19 protein-coding genes and 3 rRNA genes are annotated in these 24,651 nt (G+C 65.7%); 3 read left to right on the top strand and 19 right to left on the bottom strand.

The features are described from left to right. Positions 1–11: 11 nt before the first annotated feature. From scpB to FB560_RS05215, 15 genes are all read right to left on the bottom strand, one after another. Positions 12–611, bottom strand: coding sequence for an SMC-Scp complex subunit ScpB (scpB, locus tag FB560_RS05280; protein ID WP_141871396.1), 600 nt, complete (start codon positions 609–611; stop codon positions 12–14). Further along, a complete protein-coding gene (locus tag FB560_RS05275; RefSeq protein ID WP_141871395.1) occupies positions 601–1,461 on the bottom strand; it encodes a segregation and condensation protein A in 861 nt (286 codons plus the stop codon). Before FB560_RS05275 ends, scpB begins: the two co-directional genes overlap by 11 nt. After that, a complete protein-coding gene (locus tag FB560_RS05270) occupies positions 1,445–2,335 on the bottom strand; it encodes a ParA family protein (protein WP_141871394.1) in 891 nt (296 codons plus the stop codon). Before FB560_RS05270 ends, FB560_RS05275 begins: the two co-directional genes overlap by 17 nt. A gap of 99 nt (positions 2,336–2,434) precedes the next feature. Beyond that, a complete protein-coding gene (xerD, locus tag FB560_RS05265; RefSeq protein WP_141871393.1) occupies positions 2,435–3,337 on the bottom strand; it encodes a site-specific tyrosine recombinase XerD in 903 nt (300 codons plus the stop codon). A gap of 2 nt (positions 3,338–3,339) precedes the next feature. Beyond that, positions 3,340–3,927, bottom strand: coding sequence for an NUDIX domain-containing protein (locus tag FB560_RS05260; protein ID WP_141871392.1), 588 nt, complete (start codon positions 3,925–3,927; stop codon positions 3,340–3,342). Then, positions 3,920–5,635, bottom strand: a complete 1,716-nt coding sequence (locus tag FB560_RS05255) for a CTP synthase (RefSeq protein ID WP_141871391.1) — start codon at positions 5,633–5,635, stop codon at positions 3,920–3,922. The genes FB560_RS05260 and FB560_RS05255 overlap by 8 nt, the downstream gene beginning before the upstream one ends. Positions 5,636–5,649: 14 nt before the next feature. Next, positions 5,650–7,344, bottom strand: a complete 1,695-nt coding sequence (gene recN, locus FB560_RS05250; RefSeq protein WP_141871390.1) for a DNA repair protein RecN — start codon at positions 7,342–7,344, stop codon at positions 5,650–5,652. Continuing rightward, entirely contained in the window at positions 7,341–8,261 is a 921-nt protein-coding gene (locus tag FB560_RS05245) for an NAD kinase (RefSeq protein ID WP_141871389.1), read from the bottom strand. Before FB560_RS05245 ends, recN begins: the two co-directional genes overlap by 4 nt. Next, positions 8,258–9,064, bottom strand: coding sequence for a TlyA family RNA methyltransferase (locus tag FB560_RS05240; protein ID WP_141871388.1), 807 nt, complete (start codon positions 9,062–9,064; stop codon positions 8,258–8,260). The genes FB560_RS05245 and FB560_RS05240 overlap by 4 nt, the downstream gene beginning before the upstream one ends. After that, positions 9,061–9,234, bottom strand: coding sequence for a hypothetical protein (locus FB560_RS20660; protein ID WP_170198050.1), 174 nt, complete (start codon positions 9,232–9,234; stop codon positions 9,061–9,063). Before FB560_RS20660 ends, FB560_RS05240 begins: the two co-directional genes overlap by 4 nt. 67 nt (positions 9,235–9,301) lie before the next feature. Continuing rightward, positions 9,302–10,351: an HAD-IIA family hydrolase gene (locus FB560_RS05235; RefSeq protein WP_141871387.1), complete on the bottom strand. Its 1,050-nt coding sequence runs from the start codon at positions 10,349–10,351 to the stop codon at positions 9,302–9,304. Beyond that, positions 10,351–12,702, bottom strand: a complete 2,352-nt coding sequence (locus FB560_RS20870) for a hypothetical protein (protein WP_233444073.1) — start codon at positions 12,700–12,702, stop codon at positions 10,351–10,353. Before FB560_RS20870 ends, FB560_RS05235 begins: the two co-directional genes overlap by 1 nt. 72 nt (positions 12,703–12,774) lie before the next feature. After that, positions 12,775–12,891: ribosomal RNA gene (rrf, locus tag FB560_RS05225) — 5S ribosomal RNA — on the bottom strand. Between the two features lie 108 nt (positions 12,892–12,999). Next, a 23S ribosomal RNA gene (locus tag FB560_RS05220) occupies positions 13,000–16,104 on the bottom strand. 416 nt (positions 16,105–16,520) lie between these two features. Next, a 16S ribosomal RNA gene (locus FB560_RS05215) occupies positions 16,521–18,044 on the bottom strand. The 16S, 23S and 5S rRNA genes sit together here, the layout of an rRNA operon. A 597-nt stretch (positions 18,045–18,641) precedes the next feature. Here FB560_RS05215 and FB560_RS05210 point away from each other — a divergent pair. Then, positions 18,642–19,070: a HEAT repeat domain-containing protein gene (locus tag FB560_RS05210; RefSeq protein WP_141871386.1), complete on the top strand. Its 429-nt coding sequence runs from the start codon at positions 18,642–18,644 to the stop codon at positions 19,068–19,070. Continuing rightward, positions 19,067–20,374, top strand: a complete 1,308-nt coding sequence (locus FB560_RS05205) for a CoA transferase (RefSeq protein ID WP_229673246.1) — start codon at positions 19,067–19,069, stop codon at positions 20,372–20,374. The genes FB560_RS05210 and FB560_RS05205 overlap by 4 nt, the downstream gene beginning before the upstream one ends. On the opposite strand, the gene FB560_RS05200 is transcribed toward FB560_RS05205, so the two are convergent. The 4 genes from FB560_RS05200 to FB560_RS05185 form a co-directional block, all read right to left on the bottom strand. Next, entirely contained in the window at positions 20,359–21,153 is a 795-nt protein-coding gene (locus tag FB560_RS05200; RefSeq protein WP_141871385.1) for a DUF4184 family protein, read from the bottom strand. The genes FB560_RS05205 and FB560_RS05200 overlap by 16 nt on opposite strands. A gap of 62 nt (positions 21,154–21,215) precedes the next feature. Next, positions 21,216–22,517 carry a tyrosine--tRNA ligase gene (gene tyrS, locus FB560_RS05195; RefSeq protein ID WP_141871384.1) on the bottom strand — a complete coding sequence of 434 codons (1,302 nt, stop codon included), beginning with the start codon at positions 22,515–22,517 and terminating at the stop codon, positions 21,216–21,218. Positions 22,518–22,545: 28 nt separating this feature from the next. Next, positions 22,546–23,358, bottom strand: coding sequence for a hypothetical protein (locus FB560_RS05190; RefSeq protein WP_141871383.1), 813 nt, complete (start codon positions 23,356–23,358; stop codon positions 22,546–22,548). Next, entirely contained in the window at positions 23,355–23,999 is a 645-nt protein-coding gene (locus tag FB560_RS05185; protein ID WP_141871382.1) for a SatD family protein, read from the bottom strand. The genes FB560_RS05190 and FB560_RS05185 overlap by 4 nt, the downstream gene beginning before the upstream one ends. Positions 24,000–24,059: 60 nt before the next feature. On the opposite strand from FB560_RS05185, the gene FB560_RS05180 reads away from it, so the two are divergent. Further along, positions 24,060–24,650 (top strand): DUF1349 domain-containing protein, encoded by a 591-nt coding sequence (locus FB560_RS05180; protein WP_141871381.1) that lies wholly within the window; start codon positions 24,060–24,062, stop codon positions 24,648–24,650. The last annotated feature ends 1 nt before the right edge of the window (position 24,651 follow it).

Raw genomic sequence — 24,651 nt, 5'->3', positions numbered from 1 at the left:
ATGGAAACCGGTCATCGGATGGTGCCCTCGTCGAAACCGTCGGCACCATCGTCGAGCAGAGGCGAGATCGGAGGGAGTTCGTCGAGCGAGTTGATGCCGAGGTGCTGCAGCAGCGCATCGGTCGTGCCGTAGTTGATCGCGCCGGTCTCGGAGTCGGCGAAGAGCTCGGTGATGAGTCCGCGGGCGAGGAGCGTGCGGACGACGGAGTCCACGTTCACCGCACGGATGGAGGCGACCTGACTGCGCGTCACCGGCTGCTTGTAGGCGATGACTGCGAGGGTCTCGAGCGCGGCCTGCGAGAGGCGCGCGGGAGCCTGTCCACCGACGAACTCCGCGACCAGGTCGTCGTGGTCGTCGCGGACATAGAGTCGCCACCCGCCGCCGACCTCGCGCAACTCGAATCCGCGGCGCGGGCCCTGCCCACGTCCGTCGTAGTCCTCGACGAGCGTCTCGATGGTCTGCCGTACGGCAGGCACGGGCGACCCGACGGCTGCGGCCAGCGCGACGAGTCCGATCGGCTCGTCGATGATCAGCAGGATCGCCTCGATGCGTTCGGCGAGCGGGGTGTCGCGGACGGGCTCGTCGCTCGCAGCCGTCATCTCATCGGTCATAGTCGGCTCCCAGGCTCGCCAGTGTCTCGTCCGACCAGGTGTCGGCTGCCCAGCGGAGCGTCAGCTCGCCGAGCGGTTCCAGTTGTTCGAAGGAGAGCGCCGCGTGCCGGTACAGCTCCAGCACCGAGATGAAGCGGGCGACGACGATGCCCGGCTCGCTCACACCGGCGACGAGTTCGCGGAAGCTCACGGACTCGGCGCTGCGCAGCAGGGTGACGACGATCGCGGCCTGTTCCCGGATGCTGACCAGCGGCGCGTGCAGATGATCGAGGCCGACGTGCGGGAGCTCCTTGGGCGCGAACGCGAGCAGCGCGAGGGCGGCGAAGTCCTCGACGCTCAACGACCACACCAGCTCCGGTGTCTTGCGGCGATGCTTCTCATCGAGCCGCACGGCGCGCACGTGGCGGCGGTCCTCGCGCTGCAGGCACCGGGCGAACCACGCCGACACCTCCTTGAAGGCGCGGTACTGCAGAAGTCGGGCGAACAGCAGATCCCGCGCTTCGAGCAGCGCGACGGCTTCCGCATCCACCAGTTCTCCCTGCGGGAGGAGACCGGCGACCTTCATGTCGAGCAGCGTCGCGGCGACGACCAGGAATTCGGACGCCTGATCCAGCTCCTCGTCGTCGTCGAGCTCCTTGAGATACGCGATGAACTCGTTCGTGACGGCGCTGAGCGACACCTCGGTGATGTCCATCTCGTGCTTCGAGATGAGATTCAGCAGCAGGTCGAAGGGGCCGTCGAAGTTCGACAGGGAGACGCGGAATCCGTCGGCGGCCGGCTCCGGCGCCGCTTCGACGGGAGCGACGACCGCGTCGACCTCAGGGGGGATCTCGTCAGGCGACGGCGCCACGGGCGACCAGCTCCCGCGCCAGCCGCAGGTACGCCTGGGCGGCGGCGTGCTCCGGCGCGAACTCGGTGATGGGCACTCCCGAGACCGACGCATCAGGGAACTTCACCGTACGACCGATCACGGTCTCGAGCACGTCGTCACCGAATGCCTCGACGACACGCTCCAGCACCTCGCGCGAGTGCAGCGTGCGCGGGTCGTACATGGTCGCCAGCAGGCCGTCCATCGTGATGGACGGGTTGAGGCGGTCGCGCACCTTGTCGATCGTCTCGATCAGCAGTGCGACGCCGCGCAGGGCGAAGAACTCGCACTCGAGCGGGATGATCACGCCGTGCGCCGCGGTCAGCGCGTTCACGGTGAGGATGCCGAGCGAGGGCTGGCAGTCGATCAGGATGACGTCGTACTCCCCCGCGACCTGACGCAGGACACGGGCGAGGATCGTCTCGCGGGCGACCTCGTTGACGAGGTGCACCTCGGCGGCGGAGAGATCGATGTTCGCGGGCATGACGTCGAGGCCTTCGACACCGGAGTGCACGATCGCGTCATGCGCGTCACGCTTGGTGTCGAGCAGGAGGTCGTAGATCGTCGGCACGTCGTGCGTCGGGATTCCCAGACCGGCCGAGAGAGCGCCCTGCGGGTCGAAGTCGACGGCGAGCACCTTGCGCCCGTACTCGGCGAGAGCCGCGGCGAGGTTGATGGAGGTCGTCGTCTTGCCGACGCCGCCCTTCTGGTTGCACAGAGCGATGATGCGCGCCGGGCCGTGGGACTTCAGCGGCGGGGGCGTCGCGAACCCGTGATAGGGACGACCGGTCGGTCCGAGGGGTGTCTCGTCGGCCTTCTTCGCCTTCACCCTGGACTTTGCCGCTTTCTCAGCCACCGATTCTCCTGCTCCTTCGTGCTTGATCGATTGTAGCGGCCACCCCTGCCCGAGGCTTTCCGGCGCGCGGCGGGTCACCGCCACCCGGGCGCGCCGGGTTCAGCGGGCGCGGGGGTGCGACGTCGCGTAGATGTCGCGCAGCGTGTCGACCGACACGTGCGTGTAGATCTGCGTGGTCGCGACGGATGCGTGCCCGAGGAGCTCCTGCACCACCCGCACGTCTGCGCCGCCCTGCAGAAGATGTGTCGCGAACGAGTGCCGGAGCGTGTGCGGCGACACCTCCGCCGTGATCTGCGCGCGCTCCGCCGCGGAGCGGATGATGAGCCACGCGCTCTGCCGGGAGAGCGGCGCTCCGCGTGCCCCCAGGAACAGCCGCGCCGACGAGCGACCCGCCGCCGCGAGCTGCGGACGCACGCGGGTCAGATAGGCGTCGACGGCCGTGCGGGCGTAGGAGCCGATCGGGACGATGCGCTCCTTCGAGCCTTTTCCGCGCAGCCGCAGCACATCGCCATGGGCGAGATCATCGACATCGAGTCCCACCGCCTCGGACACCCGTGCACCCGTCGCGTACAGCAGCTCGAGCAGTGCCCGGTCGCGGATGCCGAGCGGCTCCTCGGGGGACGGCGCGGACAGCAGGCGCTCGACCTGATCGATGGTCAACGCCTTCGGCAGCCGTCGCGGCGCCTTGGGCGGACGCAGGCGACCGCTCGGATCGTCATCCTCGATGCCCTCGCGCGTCAGGAAGCGGTGCCACCCTCGCACGGAGGACTGCAGACGCGCCAGACTCGACGCGGCGGGGGGCGGCTCTGCGCCTGCGCGCTCCGCGATGAACCGTCCGACGATCGCCGGCGTCACCTCCGCCGTGTCCGCCACGCCTTCCGCGCTCAACCACTCGAGGTACCCGCCGAGGTCGCGGCGATAGGCCGACACGGTGTGCGCGCTGAGCCCGCGCTCGATCGTGACATGCCGCAGGTAGGAGTCGAGGGCGCGTTCGAGCTGCATGCTCAACTCCGGTCGCGCAGCCTCAGCGACGTCGCGAGCACTCCGAGAGACAGGATGCCGTTGCGCATCCGACCGGCGAGCACCGCGTCGACGGCCGCATCGAGCGGCACCCATTCCACGCGGATGTCGGCTTCCTCGTCTTCACGCGCATGCACGGCAGGTGCCGCGCTGACGCCCGTGGCGAGGAACACGTGGATCAGCTCGTCGTTACCTCCTGGCGTCGTCCACGACGACACCAGCGGCTCCCAGTGGGCGGCGACCAGGTCGGCCTCCTCCGCGAGTTCGCGACGCGCAGCCTCCAGCGGCTCCTCCCCCGCGATGTCGAGCAGGCCCGCGGGCAGCTCCCAGTCGCGGTGGCGGATCGGATGCCGGTACTGCTGGATGAGCAGCACACGCTCCTGCTCGTCGAGCGCGACGATCGCGACGGCACCGGTGTGCGCCACGTACTGGCGACGGATCTCTCCGTCGCCGTAGCGCACGCGGTCGTCGCGCACATCCCACACCGCGCCCTGGAAGACCAGGTCGGAACTCACGACCTCGGGCGCGAACGGCTCGTCGCGCAGCTCGTCGAACGGAGAGGACTCAGGCATCGGCGCTGACGTCGAACAGCTCGCTTGCGCGGTGCCGCTCGATCGCTGCACCGACGAGTCCGCGGAACAACGGGTGCGGGTCGGTCGGGCGCGAACGCAGCTCGGGGTGCGCCTGGGTCGCGATGTAGTACGGGTGCACGTCGCGCGGCAGCTCGACGTACTCGACGAGGTCGAGCTCGGGGTTCAGACCCGAGAACACCAGACCGGCCTCGGAGAGACGGTCACGGTACGTGTTGTTGACCTCATAGCGGTGACGGTGACGCTCGGACGCCTCCGCCGAGCCGTACAGCTCGCGGGCCAGCGATCCCTCGGCGAGAGCGGCCTGGTAGAGGCCGAGACGCATCGTTCCGCCGAGATCACCACCGTCGAGGATCTCGACCTGCTCCGCCATCGTCGCGATGACAGGCTCAGCGGTCTCGGGGTCGAACTCGGTGGACGACGCTCCGGCGATGCCGGCCACGTCGCGGGCGTACTCGATCACCATGCACTGCAGGCCCAGGCAGAGTCCGAGGGTCGGGATGCCTTGCTCGCGTGCGAACTTCAACGCGCCGAGCTTGCCCTCGATGCCGCGGATGCCGAAGCCGCCGGGCACGCAGATGCCGTCGAGCTCGGAGAGCTGCTCCTGTGCCCCCTCCGGGGTCTCGCACAGGTCGGACGGGATCCAGCGGATGTTGACCTTGGTCTCCTGCGCGAAACCGCCGGCCTTGAGGGCCTCGGTCACCGAGAGGTAGGCGTCAGGCAGGTCGATGTACTTGCCGACGAGGCCGATCGTGACCTCGTGCTTGGGGTTGTGGACCGCGTGCAGCACCTTGCTCCAGCGTGTCCAGTCGACATCGACCGCAGCCTTCTGGTCGAGGCCGAGACGGCGCACGATGTACGAGTCGAGACCCTGATCGTTGAGCGTCGACGGGATGTCGTAGATGCTGGGCAGGTCGACCGTGTTGATCACACCCTCGACGTCGACGTCGCACATGAGCGCGATCTTGTTGCGGTTGCTCTCGCTGACCGGGCGATCGCTGCGCAGCACCAGGGCATCCGGCTGGATGCCGACCTGGCGGAGGGCGGCGACCGAGTGCTGGGTCGGCTTGGTCTTCTGCTCACCCGAGGCGCCCATGAACGGCACGAGCGACACGTGCACGAAGAACACGCTGTCGCGTCCGAGCTCGTGGCGCAGCTGGCGCGCGGACTCGAGGAACGGCTGGGACTCGATGTCGCCGACGGTGCCGCCGACCTCCGTGATGATGACGTCGGGGCGCGGCTCCTCGGAGGCCTGCAGCCGCATGCGGCGCTTGATCTCGTCCGTGATGTGCGGAATGACCTGCACGGTGTCGCCGAGGTACTCGCCACGGCGCTCACGCGCGATGACCTGCGAGTAGATCTGGCCCGTCGTGACGTTCGCCGCCTCGGACAGGTTGATGTCGAGGAATCGCTCGTAGTGGCCGATGTCGAGGTCGGTCTCAGCCCCGTCATCCGTGACGAAGACCTCGCCGTGCTGGAACGGATTCATCGTGCCGGGATCGACGTTCAGGTACGGATCGAGCTTCTGCATCACGACGCGCAGGCCACGGGCTGTCAGAAGGTTGCCCAGGCTGGCCGCGGTCAGTCCCTTGCCCAAAGACGAAACGACACCACCGGTGACGAAGATGTGCTTCGTCGTGAAATCGCGCTGCGTGGTGTCGTTCTTGGGTCCCGCTACAGAAGAGTTCATCACGGGCTTCAATCCTAACAGTTCGCTGAGGCGCCGAGGCTGAGAAGTTCTCGGGCGTGGGTGAGGGCGGCATCCGAATCGGTCAATCCGGACAGCAGTCGAGCCATCTCCGCCTCACGCTCGGAGCCCGCCAATCGGCGGACGCTGGAGGCGGTGACAGCTCCGTCGTGGGCTTTCACGACCGAGAGATGGTTCGTGGCGAACGCGGCGACCTGGGCGAGATGGGTGACCGCGATGACTTGGGACTTCTCGGCAAGCCGGGCGAGTCGCCGTCCGACCTCGATCGCCGCCGCACCGCCGATGCCGGCGTCCACTTCGTCGAACACGAAGGTCGGCACGGGGTCGGTTCCGGCGATGACGACCTCGATCGCCAGCATCACCCGCGAGAGCTCTCCCCCGGACGCCCCCTTGGCGACGGATCGCGGTTCGGCGCCGGGGTGCGGGGCGAGCAGGATCGAGACGTCGTCGCGGCCGTGTGCGCTCTCGGCGCCCTCGGTGACGGAGACCTCGATCCGCGCGTCCGGCATCGCCAGGGCGTGCAGCTCCTCGCTCACCTCGGCGCCGAGCGTCACGGCTGCAGACGTGCGGGCGGCCGTGAGGATCTGCGCGTGCCCGTCGAGCTCCGCCCGGACGGCATCGCGTTCCGCGATCAGGCGATCGACACGGTCGCCGTCATCGTCGAGCTCGGCGAGACGGGCGGATCCGGACTCCCACAGCGCGATCGCTTCGTCGAGCGAGCCGTGCGCACGGATCAGCACGCTCAGCGCGGCGCGGCGCTCCTCGACCGTGGCGAGCTCATGCGGGCCGCTCTCGTCGAGGTCGGCGAGGTACGCCGAGAGCTGCCCCGCAGCATCCGCGATCCGGTAGCCGATGTCGGCCAGGACGGCAGCGATCTCGGTGAGCGTGCCGTCGGAGGAGCGTTCCAGCACGCGCCGGGCCTCGGCGATCGCACTGGTCGCATCCGGCTCGCCCTCCTCGTTCGACAGGGCATCGTGCGCCTGCGAGGCGGCGAGACGGAGTTCTTCGGCATTGGCGAGTCGCTCCGCGCGGACCGCGAGTTCCTCGTCCTCCCCTGCTTCGGGCGCCGTGGCCTCGATCAGGGCGAGCGCCTCCCGAAGCCGCGATGCTTCTTCTGCACGGCGGTCTCGATTACCGGTGATCTCTGCGATCTCCGAGTCGAGCTCCTTCCAGCGCGAGAAGGACGCGGCGTAGGTCGAAAGCGCCGAGGCGATGGGTGCTCCACCGAACCTGTCGAGCGCGTCGCGCTGCGCGGCAGCCGAGCGAAGACGGAGCTGCTCCGACTGGCCGTGCACGACGACGAGTTCCTCGGCGAGGGCGGACAGCACACCCGCCGGTGCTGCTCGCCCACCGACACTGGCCCTGCTTCTGCCTTCTGCGCTCAGCGTGCGGGAGACGTAGAGCTCCGCATTCCCGGAGTCGGCAGGTTCGAGCTCTCCCCCGGCATCCGTCACGATATCGGCGACGTCACCGGTCTCGGGAACGATCCACACTCCGGCAACCGAGGCCTGCGTCGCGCCCGCGCGCACCGCGCCGGAATCCGCACGCTGCCCGAGCAACAGCCCCAGGCCCGTGACGACCATGGTCTTGCCCGCGCCGGTCTCGCCAGTGATGGCCGTGAACCCGGGACCGAGTGGGAGCACGGCGTCGGCGATCACGCCGAGGCCCTGCAGCCGCATCTCCTCGATCATGGCTGCTTCCCCGGTTCCTGCCCCCGCCAGCCCTCGACGGGCAGCTGGAACTTGCGGACGAGACGATCCGTGAAGGCGGTGGGGTGCAGGCGTGCCAGCCGCACCGGACGTGACGACCGGCGCGCGACGACACGAGCGCCGGGAGGGAGTTCGTGCGAACGTCGACCGTCGCACCACAGGATGCCCGACCCATCCGTTCGTTCCAGCATCTCGATCGCGACGGAGGCATCGGGGCTCACGACCAGGGGCTTTGCGAACAGGGCGTGCGCCGAGAGCGGCACGACGGCGATGGCCTCGACGCTGGGCCAGATCACGGGTCCGCCGGCAGAGAAGTTGTAGGCCGTGGAGCCGGTCGGGGTCGAGATCACCATGCCATCGCAGCCGAAGCTCGACAGCGGACGGCCGTCGATCTCGAGGACAATCTCGATCATGCGTTCGCGGCTGGCCTTCTCGACCGTCGCCTCGTTCAGCGCCCAGGTCTCGTACACGACGGCGCCGTCGGCATCCTTGACGCGGACGGAGAGCGCCAGACGTTCCTCGACCTCGTAGTCACGGGCGATGACCCGGCGCACCGCATCGTCCATGTCGTCCCGATCGATCTCGGCGAGGAAGCCGACGTGTCCCATGTTGATGCCCAGCACGGGAGCGCCGGTGTCGCGCACCAGCTCCGCAGCGCGCAGGATGGTGCCGTCGCCGCCCAGGACGATCGCGAGCTCGAGGTCGGCAGGATCCACGGTCTCGCCCAGCACGTCGACATCCGCGAAGGCCGCATCGACGGCGGCGAGCTCGGTGCGATCATCAGCGGCCAGCACGGGGCGCGCCCCGGCGCCCCGCAATGCATCGACGACGCGGCGAGCGGCCTTGACGGTGTCGACGCGGCCGGCGTGCGCGACGACCAGGATGTTCCGCTCGTTCATCGTCCTCCTGCCAACGCGTTGATGCGATCCAACCATTCTGTCGGATTGGTGCCGCGCCCCGGCGCGAGATGCACCAGATACTCCGCGTTGCCGTGCGTTCCCAGGATCGGGGAGGGAAGGATGCCGAGCATGCCCAGACCGACGTCCCACGCGCTCCAGACCGTGCGGGCGACGACGTCGGCGCGCGTCGCCGCGTCGGTAACCAGTCCTCCGCGCACCGCGGTGCGTCCCACCTCGAACTGCGGCTTCACCAGGAGCACGATGTCAGGTTCTCCGGGGGCAGCAGCCGCCACCGCCGCGACGGCGGGAAGGATCAGTTCCAAGGAGATGAAGGAGAGATCGCCGACGATGAGGTCGGGGGCGACGGGCTCGCCGGTGACGCCCGTCAGGTTCTCGGGAGTCATGTACCGGACGTTGTAGCCCTCGACCGAGACGACGCCGGGGTCCGCAACGATGGCCTCAGCCAGCTGGCCGTGACCGACGTCGACAGCGAGCACGCGGCGGGCGCCGCGCTCACGCAGCACCTGCGTGAAGCCGCCGGTCGATGCTCCCATGTCGAGAGCCAAGCGATCCGTGGCCACGATGCCGAACCCGTCGAGTGCGGCGATCAGCTTGTGCGCCGCGCGGCCGACATAGTGATCGGCACCCGCGACCGTGATCTCGGCGTCATCGGACACAGCCGTTGAGGCCTTCACGATCTGCCGACCGTTCACGCTGACGAGACCGTCGGAGATGAGGGTGGCGGCGTGGGTGCGCGAGCGGGCGATGCCTCGCGCGGCGAGGGCGGCGTCGAGTCGCGTCATCGGGGCGCCGGAGTCTCGCGCTGATCGAGCTTCGCGCCGCTGTCGAGGCGGCGGGACAGCTCGTCGTGCAGCGCGGAATACGCATCGGCACGCGCGGGCAGCGGTTGTCCTTCGATCAGACGCAGACGACTCCACAGGCCGTCGGTCGGCGCACTCGTCTCTTCACTCACGCTTCTACTGTACGCGGCGCCTCGGACAGCCGACGGCGCCACGTCGACGCCATCGCAGCGGCGCGGGTCAGGGGCGGTGGAACGGGTCGTCGTAGAGACGCTCCGGCACGCGCAGGACGAAGACGGGAGTTCCTGATGCCCAGATCGCGGCAGCGCCGGCACGGAGCAGATCGATCTGCGATCCGGAGTCCGCGACGATCTCGACATCCGCTCCGGTGACGCGCACGGCCGCCCCGTTCACCGAGAAGACGCCGTCCTTCTCGACAGCCTCGGGGTAGGGAAGGTGAAGATCGCGCAGGTCGGCGAGGATGTAGGTGGGACGCGAGCCCTCGGGTGCCGCCAGCACGTGCTTCGGCCGATCGATCCCCGTCAGCACGAGCGCGGAGTCGATGCCGACTCGGCAGGCACCCATGATGTCGGTGTCGAGCCGGTCGCCGATGAACAACGCCTTGGTCGCGCCGAAGCGGGCCAATGCCTCTTCGAAGATCGGAGCCTCTGGCTTTCCGGCGACGGTCGCCAGACGACCGATCGCCGTGTGCACAGCGGACACGAGCGTGCCGTTGCCGGGCGCCACTCCCCGCTCCCGGGGAATGGTCCAGTCGGTGTTCGTGGCGATCCAGGGGATGCCGCCTTCGTCCTCCGGCAGCTTCAGGGCGAACGCGGCCTCAGCGAGATCGGTCCACGCCACCTCGGGAGCGAACCCCTGCACGACCGCGCTCGGCGCATCCTCCGCGCTGCGGGTGACCGTGTAGCCGGCCTTCTCGACCTCGTCGACCAGCCCGTCTCCGCCGACGACCAGAATCGTGGCGGGAGCGGGGAGAATACCCGTCAAGAGGCGCATCGCCGCCTGCGGACTGGTGACGACGTCGGATGCAGCGACCTCGAGACCGAGACTGCTCAGGTGCGCAGCGACCGATGCATCGGTCCGCGCCGCGTTGTTGGTGATGTATCCGAGTCGGGCGGACTTGCCTGCCTCATTCAGGCTGTCCACCGCGAAGGGGAGAGCTCCCGGGCCGGCGTAGACCACCCCGTCCAGGTCCGCGAGGACCGTGTCCACCCCGGCGAGGGGCGTGGACGGCGTGGAAGAGGTGGGACGGGCCCGGGAGAACAGCCCCATTACGCGTTCCGCTCCTCGGTCTCGGAGTCGGAGTCATCAGCAGCGTCGGAGTCGTCAGCAGCGTCAGCAGCGTCGTCGGTCTCGCCCAGGAGCTCGCGCACCTCGTCCTCGACCGTCGGCTCTGCGTCTGGTTCTGCTTCTGCTTCGTCTTCGTCTGCGGACTCGCTCGCGTCCTCGTCCTCGTCCTCGTCCTCGTCCTCGTCCTCGTCGGAAGAGTCGGATGCTACGGCGGACTCGTCGTCTGCGGGCTCGTCATCGAGGAACTCGTCTTCGATCAGACCGTCTTCGACGATGAGCTCCTCGTCACCGGCTTCGTCGACGCCGAGCGCCTCAGCAGCGACCTCCGCGCGATGCGCCCAGAAGGCAGCCTCGTCGTCGCGTCCAAGGTCTTCGAGGACGGCGGCGCGCGCTGCGAAGAGCGCGGGGCTCCACTCGAAGGCGCGGTCGGGGTCGAGCTCGGGGATCTCGAGCTCGCCGAGCGCGAGCTCCAGGTCGCCCTGGTCGAGGCGCGCTCCGGACATCGCGATCGCGAGAGCGACACGAACAGGGGTGGGCAGCGCGGAGCGATCGATCGCGCGACCGGTCTCGAGTGCGCGATCGGGGCGACCGATGCCGCGCTCGCTGTCCACCATGAGGGCGATCTGGTCGTCCTTGCCGGAGATGCGACGGTACGTGCGCAGCTCACGCAGAGCGAGAGCGAAGTCCTCGTTCGCGTAGGCCGTGATGCCGAGCGTCTCGCGGACGATGGCGATACGACCGGCGCGACGCGACGCGGCCAGCGCGTGCTCGTGAGCGAGCGCCGGGTCCTCGTCGATCAGACGCGAAGCCATGGCGAGGTGCTGAGCCACGACCTCGGCATTCTCCTTGCTCAGCGTCTTGAGCTCATTGCGAGCGGACGTGTGCAGGTCGCGCGCGGTGACGTCCTCAGGGATGAGCGGGTCGTTCGAGCGCGGGCGCTCGTTGGCCGCCTGCACCGGACGCTCACGGCCGGCTCCCCCGCGCTGCGGGAAGGAACGCGCGCGGTCGCGGTCGCCGCCCTCACGACGAGGTGCGGAATCGCGGTTGTAGCCGCCACCTTCACGACGAGGCGCGGAGTCGCGGTTGTAACCACCGGAGCGGTTGTCGTCACGACGGGGCGCAGAGTCACGGTTGTAGCCGCCACCCTCGCGACGAGGCGCGGAATCACGGTTGTAGCCGCCACCCTCGCGGCGCGGAGCAGAGTCACGGTTGAAGCCACCGCCGGAACGGTTGTCGTCACGACGCGGTGCCGAGTCACGGTTGTAGCCACCGCCCTCGCGACGAGGCGCGGAATCACGGTTGTAGCCGCCAGCCTCGCGGCGCGGAGCAGAGTCACGGTTGAAGCCACCGCCGGAGCGGTTGTCGTCTCGACGCGGTGCGGAGTCGCGGTTGTAGCCGCCACCCTCGCGGCGCGGTGCCGAGTCACGGTTGTACCCGCCACCCTCGCGGCGCGGAGCGGAGTCACGGTTGTACCCGCCACCCTCGCGGCGCGGAGCGGAGTCACGGTTGTAGCCGCCCTCACGACGAGGTGCAGAGTCACGGTTGTAGCCGCCCTCACGACGAGGTGCAGAGTCACGGTTGTAGCCGCCCTCACGACGAGGTGCAGAGTCACGGTTGTAGCCACCACCATCACGACGAGGCGCGGAGTCACGGGTGTAGCCGCCCTCACGACGAGGTGCAGAGTCACGGTTGTAGCCGCCCTCGCGACGAGGTGCGGAGTCGCGGTTGTAACCACCGCCGGAGCGGTTATCGTCGCGACGCGGCGCAGAGTCACGGTTGTAACCACCACCGGACCGGTTGTCATCACGGCGCGGTGCCGAGTCGCGGTTGTAGCCGCCGGAACGGTTGTCATCACGACGCGGAGCGGAGTCACGGTTGTAGCCGCCACCCTCTCGACGGGGCGCGGAGTCGCGGTTGTAGCCGCCAGAGCGGTTGTCATCACGACGCGGAGCGGAGTCACGGTTGTAACCACCACCGGAGCGGTTGTCGTCGCGACGAGGCGCGGAGTCACGGTTGTAACCACCACCGGAGCGGTTGTCGTCGCGACGAGGCGCGGAGTCACGGTTGTAACCACCACCGGAGCGGTTGTCGTCACGACGCGGCGCGGAATCGCGGTTGTACCCGCCACCCTCGCGACGGGGAGCCGAGTCACGGCTATAACCGCCGGAACGATTGTCACCGTCACGACGGGGCGCGGAATCACGGTTGTACCCGCCGCCCTCACGGCGCGGGGCGCCGTCACGGTTTGATGCGGGACGACCACCGGAGGGGCGCTGACCGCGCGATCCACTGTCGTCGTTGCGACGCGGACGGCGCTCTTCCTCTTCCGGCATGATGCTCCCTGTTGTATTTCGTGTAAACGCAAAATGGCCACCCATCGATGGGTGGCCATTTGCTTAAAAGAAGTCCGGCGGTGTCCTACTCTCCCACAGGGTCCCCCCTGCAGTACCATCGGCGCTGTGAGGCTTAGCTTCCGGGTTCGGAATGTAACCGGGCGTTTCCCTCACGCTATGGCCGCCGAAACACTATTGATGTTTCAATCAAACACATAACAAAGTCATTGTTGTTATGCGGTTCTCGACCGTACATCGAGAACCACTCAGTGGACGCGTAGCACCAACAAACGGTGTGTTATCAAGTCATCGGCTTATTAGTACCAGTCAGCTGCATGCATTACTGCACTTCCACATCTGGCCTATCAACCCAGTAGTCTGGCTGGGAGCCTCTCACCCGAAGGTATGGAAATCTCATCTTGAGGCCGGCTTCCCGCTTAGATGCTTTCAGCGGTTATCCATCCCGAACGTAGCTAATCAGCGGTGCTCCTGGCGGAACAACTGACACACCAGAGGTTCGTCCAACCCGGTCCTCTCGTACTAGGGTCAGATCCTCTCAAATTTCCTACGCGCGCAGCGGATAGGGACCGAACTGTCTCACGACGTTCTAAACCCAGCTCGCGTACCGCTTTAATGGGCGAACAGCCCAACCCTTGGGACCTACTCCAGCCCCAGGATGCGACGAGCCGACATCGAGGTGCCAAACCATGCCGTCGATATGGACTCTTGGGCAAGATCAGCCTGTTATCCCCGAGGTACCTTTTATCCGTTGAGCGACAGCGCTTCCACAAGCCACTGCCGGATCACTAGTCCCGACTTTCGTCCCTGCTCGACCTGTCAGTCTCACAGTCAAGCTCCCTTGTGCACTTACACTCGACACCTGATTGCCAACCAGGTTGAGGGAACCTTTGGGCGCCTCCGTTACTTTTTGGGAGGCAACCGCCCCAGTTAAACTACCCACCAGGCACTGTCCCTGAACCGGATTACGGTTCGAAGTTAGATATCCAGAGTGACCAGAGTGGTATTTCAACAATGACTCCACATGAACTGGCGTCCATGCTTCAAAGTCTCCCACCTATCCTACACAAGCCACACCGAACACCAATACCAAGCTGTAGTAAAGGTCACGGGGTCTTTCCGTCCTGCTGCGCGTAACGAGCATCTTTACTCGTAATGCAATTTCGCCGAGTTCGCGGTTGAGACAGTTGGGAAGTCGTTACGCCATTCGTGCAGGTCGGAACTTACCCGACAAGGAATTTCGCTACCTTAGGATGGTTATAGTTACCACCGCCGTTTACTGGGGCTTAAATTCTCAGCTTCGCCTTGCGGCTAACCGGTCCTCTTAACCTTCCAGCACCGGGCAGGCGTCAGTCCGTATACATCGTCTTGCGACTTGGCACGGACCTGTGTTTTTAGTAAACAGTCGCTACCCACTAGTCTCTGCGGCCTCCAAACGCTTTCGGGAGTAAATCCCTATACGCCGAAGGCCCCCCTTCTCCCGAAGTTACGGGGGCATTTTGCCGAGTTCCTTAACCACGATTCTCTCGATCTCCTTGGTATTCTCTACCTGACCACCTGAGTCGGTTTGGGGTACGGGCGGCTAGAACCTCGCGTCGATGCTTTTCTTGGCAGCATAGGATCACCCACTTTTTATCCGCATCGTGTCTCAGCCTATGTGAGAGACGGATTTGCCTATCTCTCGGCCTACGCACTTGCACCAGGACAACCATCGCCTGGCTTGGGCTACCTTCCTGCGTCACACCTGTTAATACGCTAACCGCACCAGAATGGGGTCGTGCGCTAGGCCCAGAGCGTCACCCCGAAGGGATCAGTCACTGGGATTCAGACACTTAGCACTACTGGATTAGCTTGGGCGGTTCTTCGCCGGTACGGGAATATCAACCCGTTGTCCATCGACTACGCCTGTCGGCCTCGCCTTAGGTCCCGACTTACCCAGGGAAGATTAGCTTGACCCTGGAACCCTTGGTCTTTCGGAGGACGTGTTTCTCACACGTCATTCGCTACTCATGCCTGCATTCTCACTCGTGTGGCCTCCACGGCTGGTTTACACCGCCGCTTCGCTGGCCACACGACGCTCTCCTACCCATCAATACGGCTGGACCACGAAGGCCTACCAAAAATATCAATGCCACAACTTCGGTGGCGTGCTTGAGCCCCGTTACATTGTCGGCGCGGAATCACTTGACCAGTGAGCTATTACGCACTCTTTCAAGGGTGGCTGCTTCTAAGCCAACCTCCTGGTTGTCAAAGCAACTCCACATCCTTTCCCACTTAGCACGCGCTTTGGGACCTTAGTTGGTGGTCTGGGTTGTTTCCCTCTCGACTATGAAGCTTATCCCCCACAGTCTCACTGCTGCGCTCTCACTTACCGGCATTCGGAGTTTGGCTGACGTCAGTAACCTTGTAGGGCCCATCGGCCATCCAGTAGCTCTACCTCCGGCAAGAAACACGCAACGCTGCACCTAAATGCATTTCGGAGAGAACCAGCTATCACGAAGTTTGATTGGCCTTTCACCCCTATCCACAGCTCATCCCCTCAGTTTTCAACCTAAGTGGGTTCGGTCCTCCACGACGTCTTACCGTCGCTTCAACCTGGCCATGGATAGATCACTTCGCTTCGGGTCTAGGACATGCGACTGAATCGCCCTATTCAGACTCGCTTTCGCTACGGCTACCCCACACGGGTTAACCTCGCCACATATCGCTAACTCGCAGGCTCATTCTTCAAAAGGCACGCTGTCACCCCTACTAAGGAGGCTCCAACGGTTTGTAAGCAAACGGTTTCAGGTACTATTTCACTCCCCTCCCGGGGTACTTTTCACCTTTCCCTCACGGTACTTGTCCGCTATCGGTCATCTGGGAGTATTTAGGCTTATCAGGTGGTCCTGACAGATTCACACGGGATTTCACGGGCCCCGTGCTACTTGGGATACTCTTCGCGCCAAGAGAGGCATTTCGACTACGGGGTTGGCACCCTCTATGACCGGCCTTTCAAGACCGTTCGTCTATACCTTCTTGTAACGCCGCCATCTCGGCAGAGATGACTGAAAAGTCCCACAACCCCCAACGTGCAACGCCTGCCGGCTATCACACACGCTAGGTTTAGCCTGTTCCGGTTTCGCTCGCCACTACTAACGGAATCGCGGTTGCTTTCTCTTCCTGTGGGTACTGAGATGTTTCACTTCCCCACGTTCCCTCTACCCGCCCTATATATTCAGGCGGGAGTCACTAGGTCGGCACGCCGCCCAGCGGGGTTTCCCCATTCGGACACCCTCGGATCAAAACTTGCTTATCAGTTCCCCGAGGCTTATCGCAGATTGCTACGTCCTTCTTCGGCTCCAGATGCCAAGGCATCCACCGTTTGCTCTTAAAGACTTGAAATCACATGAGTTTGAATCAGAATCGACACCAGACCCCGAAAGGTCCGGCATGAAATTGACTAATGATCTTTAAGATCATCTTGTGCAACAACCCGAAGGCTGTTGCAAGATGCTCGCGTCCACTGTGTAGTTCTCAAAGTACGGGCGGTACCCCCATCCACAACCCCCCAAAAGAGGAAACAGAAAGAGGTCCAGAGGTACAGACTCGAATCCCAAAGGATCCGCATCCGGTCCCTCAGGACCCAACAGCGTGCAGACACCGGTCCCCTCACCCAGAACCTTCCAACCGCCGAAGCAGCGTACTAGTTCCGAGATCAGATCTCGATGCCATGTCAAATGTTCCACCCATGAGCTCCCAGCGAAGAACGTATGCCTTCGATCTGGGTTCTGGACTCCGAAGAGTCAGATGCTCCTTAGAAAGGAGGTGATCCAGCCGCACCTTCCGGTACGGCTACCTTGTTACGACTTAGTCCTAATTACCGATCCCACCTTCGACGGCTCCCTCCACAAGGGTTAGGCCACCGGCTTCAGGTGTTACCGACTTTCATGACTTGACGGGCGGTGTGTACAAGACCCGGGAACGTATTCACCGCAGCGTTGCTGATCTGCGATTACTAGCGACTCCGACTTCATGAGGTCGAGTTGCAGACCTCAATCCGAACTGGGACCGGCTTTTTGGGATTCGCTCCACCTCGCGGTATTGCAGCCCTTTGTACCGGCCATTGTAGCATGCGTGAAGCCCAAGACATAAGGGGCATGATGATTTGACGTCATCCCCACCTTCCTCCGAGTTGACCCCGGCAGTATCCCATGAGTTCCCACCATTACGTGCTGGCAACATAGAACGAGGGTTGCGCTCGTTGCGGGACTTAACCCAACATCTCACGACACGAGCTGACGACAACCATGCACCACCTGTTTACGAGTGTCCAAAGAGTTGACCATTTCTGGCCCGTTCTCGTATATGTCAAGCCTTGGTAAGGTTCTTCGCGTTGCATCGAATTAATCCGCATGCTCCGCCGCTTGTGCGGGTCCCCGTCAATTCCTTTGAGTTTTAGCCTTGCGGCCGTACTCCCCAGGCGGGGAACTTAATGCGTTAGCTGCGTCACGGAATCCGTGGAATGGACCCCACAACTAGTTCCCAACGTTTACGGGGTGGACTACCAGGGTATCTAAGCCTGTTTGCTCCCCACCCTTTCGCTCCTCAGCGTCAGTTACGGCCCAGAGATCTGCCTTCGCCATCGGTGTTCCTCCTGATATCTGCGCATTCCACCGCTACACCAGGAATTCCAATCTCCCCTACCGCACTCTAGTCTGCCCGTACCCACTGCAGGCCGGAGGTTGAGCCTCCGGATTTCACAGCAGACGCGACAAACCGCCTACGAGCTCTTTACGCCCAATAATTCCGGATAACGCTTGCGCCCTACGTATTACCGCGGCTGCTGGCACGTAGTTAGCCGGCGCTTTTTCTGCAGGTACCGTCACTTTCGCTTCTTCCCTGCTAAAAGAGGTTTACAACCCGAAGGCCGTCATCCCTCACGCGGCGTTGCTGCATCAGGCTTGCGCCCATTGTGCAATATTCCCCACTGCTGCCTCCCGTAGGAGTCTGGGCCGTGTCTCAGTCCCAGTGTGGCCGGTCACCCTCTCAGGCCGGCTACCCGTCGACGCCTTGGTGAGCCATTACCTCACCAACAAGCTGATAGGCCGCGAGCCCATCCCCAACCGAAATTCTTTCCAGACGCAGACCATGCGGTCACGCCACATATCCAGTATTAGACGCCGTTTCCAGCGCTTATCCCAGAGTCAGGGGTAGGTTGCTCACGTGTTACTCACCCGTTCGCCACTGATCCCACAGAGCAAGCTCCGTGTTCACCGTTCGACTTGCATGTGTTAAGCACGCCGCCAGCGTTCATCCTGAGCCAGGATCAAACTCTCCGTAAAAAAGAAATGCATACCCCACCGGGAAAACGGTGACGCAGCGAGTTTGATGCTGACCAAAGAGACAAATTCATTGCTGACTTCATCCATTGCCAACCCCCCGGAAGGGATTGGTCTTTGATCCAAAGGAATTCTCAACTAGCCGAAGCTAGACGAGGATAATTTGGCATTTGACAAGTGCACGCTGTTGAGTTCTCAAGGATCGGATGCTCCCACGACCCAGTCATCACAACCAGGCCCGAAGGGCAACTTCTCTATCTTACCCACTCGGCCCCGCAAGTCAAATCGACGCGCCGACCGGATCTCAGATCCGAAGCGCAGTCTGGAAGACCGCAGAAGGAGTGGACCTCCCATTCTAGACGCAAGCGTCCGATCCCCTCAAGAGAGGATCTGAATCGGGAGTGGCTCTGCCACTTGAGGGGGGTGAAGCTCTCGGCTTCTCCGCTTCCCTGTGGGGCGAACAAGTAATAAGTTACGCGGATCCCGGGGTTCTGGCAAATCGGGGCGCACCCCCCGGGCGTGTCGTCACGGTACGAGACGAGGTTTTGCCGGATCAGCAACGATTTTCCGCCAGATCGCCGTCAGGAGTACGATCGCGGCATGCTCCCGCTCCCCACTCAGCGTCTGCATCCGCGCGATGCCGCACGTCTCGCCGAAGAGCACTTCGGACGGGACCTCACTCTCGCGTGGTGCGAGGATCTGCTCTCCGGAGAGGCGGTCGCCGGCGACACTCGTTACCCCGACATCGTCTGGATTCGCGGCGCTCTCGGGTGGCCCCCGTACTGGTCCCGCGTCTGGGGAGCACGGGCGCTCCTCCACATCGGCCCTCCCGCACGGCCGGACCTCGTCCTCCGCGCGACGGGTGACGACGCGTGGCGCTTGCGGGAGATGGCACTCAAGGTGATCGCGGCGCATCAGCTCCCCGATCCCGACGGTGTCGTCGACGCCCTGACCGATGATCCTGTCGAACGAGTACGGCGTCAGGCCTGGCGCGCGCTCGGTCGTCCTCGCGAGATGAGCGACCGGTGAACGCGGGCCGCCATCTCCTCTCCCGTGTGTGGACGGAACTGGGTGCGGATCCCCGACTGATCCGGGATGTCCATGCCGCGAGCATCCCAGTCCCCCTCCCCTCCCGGCTCTCCACCGGTGACCTGGCCTGGGCCAGCGTGGCGGCAGTCGTCTGTGCGGCGCAGGGAGATGCCGCCACGCTGGACCCTCATCGCATCGCCGCCGCATACCGGAGCGACCGCTTCCTCACGATCGACGGCACCGCTCCCCCGGTGTGGTCGCCTTTCTCCGGGTTCTGGCGCACCGTCGACGGGTGGGTGCGCACACATGGCAACTATGCGCATCACGCCGCCGGACTCCGCTCCGCCCTCCTGCTCGACACGACAGCCGGCGCAGATCAGGTTCGCGACGCCCTCGCCGTTCGTCCGTCGAGCGTTGCTGTCGCCGCGATCACCGCAGCCGGTGGTCTCGCCGTCCCTGTGCTCCTCGAAGATCCCGACGTCGATGCGATGCTGCGCTCCCGTCCTCTCCTCGACGTCCGCAGGATCGACAGCCCGACCGCTCCCCCACGCCGAGCGGCCGCATCGACGGGTCGCCCCCTCGACGGCATCCGCGTGCTGGATCTCACGCGCGTCATCGCCGGCCCCGTGTGCACCCGCACACTGGCCGTGCTCGGAGCCGACGTGCTGCGCATCGACCCGCCTCACCTGCCCGAGCCAGGGTGGCAGCACTTCGATACCGGGCACGGCAAGCGCACGGCGCTCCTGGATGCACGCTCCGCGCACATGCACGACCTGCTCTCGGCTGCGGATGTCGTCGTGCTCGGTTATCGGCCGGACGCACTCGATCGCCTCGGCCTCGCGCCGGGCGATCTGACCGAGAGGTACCCCGGGTTGCTGGTCGCGCGGCTGAGCGCCTGGGGGGCCGAGCATCCCCGGCGCGCCGGATTCGACAGCCTGGTGCAGGCGGAGTCGGGGATCGCGTGGATCGAGTCCCCCGACGGAGACCGCCCTGGCGCGCTGCCCGCTCAGGCCCTGGATCACAGCGCCGGTTATCTGCTCGCCGCCGCCGTCATCACGCTGATCCGGCGCCGTGCCGAGGAAGGCGGATCATGGCAGGTGCAGACCTCGCTGCGACGCGTCGCCGCCGAGCTGCTGGGGATGCCCCGCCGGCCGGAGCCCGCAGCGGAGGTTCCGTTCGACCCCGCGCACCACGTCGCCCACTTCGACGTGGCCGGGCAGACACTCGTCACCGCTGCGCCGGCGATACCGGGCTTCGACTTCGCCGCCCCGCGACCGTGGGGCGAGGATCAGCCGCGCTGGTGAGGTCGCGATGACAGCGACAGGGTCACACACAGCACCAGCGTGATCGCTCCCCACAGCGCGCACGCCGGAGGAAGCACCCGGTACGCGAGATGCTGCAGCGTGAACACTTCGGTGAGCGGACCGTACAGTGCGAGGCCGAGGAGCCAGGCCGCGACGAGGATCACCGGAAGAGACACCCACCACGCGACGCGTACCGCGTTCGGCACGCGCTGCACGGTGCCGGGGCGCGGGACACTGCGCCGCACGCGCAGCAGCGCCCAGAGGCCGATGCCGGCGAGGCCCAGGACACTGGATCCGTACTGCAGCCACTTGTAGCCGAGCAGCGGTCCCCACATCTCACCCAGCGCGGGGAAGAGGTCCACGCCCCAGCGCCCCTCATGCGTGAAGTAGTCCCACAGGATGTGTGACAGCACGCCGAGGATCAGCGACACCGCCAACAGCACCGGGAACGCACGCCTCTGTCCTACGCCGACCGCGCGCCCCGCCGCCACGAGGCCGGAGTCGCGCCAGTCCGCGGGCAGACGTCGGGCGAGCCAGAGCGGCGTGAGCTCGGGAACGGCAGGGCGCAGCACCACGCGCCAGACCAGGAAGAGCACGAATGCCAGCAACGCGGTCCACACCACGTTGCCCGGGGTGTGGGTGAACGTGTAGTTCAGACCCACTCCCCGGAGGAACAGCGGAAGGTCCGGCGTCATCGCGCCGATCGCGATCGCCGCCGGCACCAGAGGCGTGCGGATGAACGGCAACGCGACGATCGCATGACTCGGGGTGAACGGCATCCGCTCTCCTCAGGGGTCGTCGCGCCGCAGCGCGAGGGAACAGCGAGGTGGAAAGCGCCTTCTCAGGCGAGGAAGACACCGGCAAGTGTCTTCTTGCCGCGACGCAGCACGGAGACACCGCCCGGAAGGCTTCCCTGCACCGTGGCCGCCTCGTCCTCGACACGCACGCCGTCGAGCGAGACACCGCCCTGGGCGATCGCGCGCCGCGCCTCCGAGAGGCTCGACACGAGCGTGGTCGCGACCAGCGCCTCGACCACGGGCGTCCCCGCCTCGACGGTGGCGTTCGGCAGTTCCTCGAGCGCCGTGCGCAGCGTGGCCGCATCGAGCGCGGTCAGATCTCCCTGACCGAACAGCGCCTCGGATGCCGCGATCACCGCGGCCGTCGCGTCGACGCCATGCGCCGTGACGCACACCTCGAGCGCGAGACGCTTCTGCGCCGCACGACGGAACGGCTCGGACTCGACCAGCGCCGCGTACTCCTCGATCTCGGCGCGGGTGAGGAACGTGAAGACCTTGAGCCGGTCGATCACATCGGCATCCGTGGTGCTCAGCCAGAACTGGTACATGCGGTACGGGCTGCACATCTCGGCGTCGAGCCAGATCGCGTTGCCCTCGCTCTTGCCGAACTTGGTGCCGTCGCTGTTCGTGATCAGCGGTGTGCCGATCGCGTGCGCCGAGACTCCCTCGGCACGACGGATGAGGTCGGTGCCGCTGGTGAGGTTGCCCCACTGATCGGAGCCACCGGTCTGGAGCACGCAGTCGTACTGGCGGTACAGCTCGAGGAAGTCCATGCCCTGCAGGATCTGGTAGCTGAACTCGGTGTAGCTGATGCCCTCGTCGGAGTTCAGCCGCGCAGCGACCGCATCCTTCTTGAGCATCGTGCCGACACGGTAGTGCTTGCCGATCTCGCGCAGGAAGTCGATCGCCGACATCGGCGCCGTCCAGTCGAGGTTGTTCACGATCCGCGCGGCATTGTCGCCGTCGAAGCTCAGGTAGCGCTCGACCTGCGCGCGCAGACGGCCGACCCACTCCTCCACGGTCTCACGCGTGTTCAGCGTGCGTTCGGCGGTCGGGCGCGGATCTCCGATGAGCCCGGTCGAGCCGCCGACCAGGCCGAGGGGCTTGTGTCCGGCGAGCTGGATGCGACGCAGCGTCAACAGCTGGACGAGGTTGCCCAGGTGCAGGCTCGGCGCCGTCGGATCGAACCCGCAGTAATACGTGATGGGGTCTCCCGCGAGCAGGGCGCGCAGCGCCTCCTGGTCGGTGGACACGTGGACGAGCCCGCGCCACAGCAGTTCGTCCCACACGTTCTCGAACGTGGGATCGATCGCCGGTGCAGCGGTCGTCAGAGCGGTTTCAGACACGCGCTCCAGGCTATCAGCGCACAGCGCCTCAGCTGTGCGCCGACCACCAGACGAGGAAGGCGGCGCCGAGCGCGATCACCCAGCTGACCAGGCTGCCGACGAGGAAGTACTCGGCACGAGCTCCCGTCTCGCCGTCGCGCGAGATCTCCGGGAACCGGACGATTCCCTTCGCCGCGAGCATCGCAGCGAGGATCGGGTAGGCCGCGGCGAGCGTGAGGATGAGCACGAGCATCCGCTCGAGCGGACCGATCAGGCGTCCGCCCTTGAATCCGGCGCGGGGATCGGGGACCGTCGCCGCCGGTTCCGCGATGTGCGCGACCAGCGCCGGCGTCTCCGCTTCTGCCTCGACCGAGTCGGTCACGGCAGCGGTCGGCGTTGCCGCTTCTTCGCGTGCCGAGTCCATCGGCCGCCAGGTGTGCTCGCCGTCGAGCGCCGCACGCACCACGAGATTCGCGGACTCGAGGAGGAAGGCGGCGAGCCCGAGCACCAGCATCGCGAGATCGAACGAGACCTCGCCGAACGGGGAGCGCAGGTGCCAGATCTGGCCGATCAGGCCGGCATCCGCCCTCTCGCCTGTCCAGATCACCGCTCCGACGACCACGAGCGCCAGGAGCACAGCCGGCCAGAAGCCCGCCGGGGATGGACGGTCGTCCGGCATGCACCAGACCCAGACCGCGCCCGCGACCAGCGCCGCGATCATCGGGAGCAGCGCATCGCTCACGCTGCCGAGGAGCAGGAGCAGTACGGCGGTGGCCAGGTAGCCGATCCAGCGGATCGGAGCGAACTGACGCACCAGATCGGCCGCGCCGATCGCGAGCAGGATGAATCCGGCGATGATCATGACGTCTCCCCCCGCAGCGCGGCCAGTCCCTCGATCAGCGCCGCAGCACCCGCACTGCGCAGGGACTTCGAGACGCTCGGCTGCGTGATTCCCTCCTGCTCGGCGAGCTCGCGCTGGGAGGCGCCGATCAGACGCCCGTAGGTGAGCCGCCGCTCGCGTTCGTTCATCGCGCCGACCAGCTCGTCGCGCACGAGCAGATAGGCGTTGGATGCTCCGATCGTGCTGCTCATGACCTCATCCTGCCCGGGAGCTCCGACAATCCACGAGCGGGTCCGCGGCACGGCACGGGGTTCGCGCGCATGCACGGTCTCGATCGCCTCGCGCGCCGCCCACCAGCCCGGCCCGTCCGTCAGCGCGCCGTGCGTTGAGTCGACAGCGCGGATGGCGCCGACGCCGAGCCCGAACCGGAAGGCGATCCCGTCCGGCAGCGCCAGTTGGATCATGAGCAGGCCGGTCATGGCGTCCTCGAGGTTCCGGTAGACCCCCTGCTGCTCGTCTCCGACCGTCGGGGTGAGCGGTTGCGACGCCAGCGGGGTGTCACGCTCGGCGCGGGCGATCGTGTCATCCAGCACGCGCTGCGCGGCGACACGATCGTCGAGCTTGCGGGAGCCCACGATGTCGGCGATCACGGCGATGACCATGACATAACCGTATCACGACTACTTCTGGATTAATGCCTCATTTGGCTATAGTCTGTGATCATGCCTGAATCGCACATCATCCCCTGGTCCGATGGCACGTGGACCCATGCCCCGCAGCACACCCTCGAGACCGCGGACGCGCACCTCGACGTCACCGCCGTCGAAGGCAGCGACGCCTGGCGGCACACCGCCTACGGTTTCGTGCACGACACCGAGCACGCCCTCCTCGCCCCGCTCGCGGTCGGCGAGGCGATCGACGTGTCGTTCCGAGCCCCGTGGGACGGCCAGTTCGACCAGGCGGGCGTCTTCATCCGCATCGACGACGAGCACTGGGTCAAGACCGGAGTCGAGTTCGCCGACGGTCACCTCGGGCTCGGTGCCGTGGTCACCGACATCCGCTCGGACTGGTCGGTCGGATACGTCGACGACTGGCTCGAGAGCGAGATCACGGTGCGGGTCAGCCGTTGGACCGATGCGCTGATCATCCGCGCGAAGGCGGACGACGGCCCGTGGCGTCTGGTGCGCGTCGCCCCCTTCGACGGCGAGGCGGATGCCGCTGCAGGACCGTTCCTGGCGGCACCGATGCGCGCCGACCTCACCGTGCGGTTCACGCGGTGGGAGCGTTCGGCCGCCGACGTCGACCTGCACTGAC

The organism is Microbacterium saperdae (assembly GCF_006716345.1).
In the GTDB taxonomy this organism is placed as follows: Bacteria; Actinomycetota; Actinomycetes; order Actinomycetales; family Microbacteriaceae; genus Microbacterium; species Microbacterium saperdae.
The sequence above is the reverse complement of the archived record's forward strand: the minus strand, read 5'-3'. Positions and strand labels throughout refer to the sequence as shown.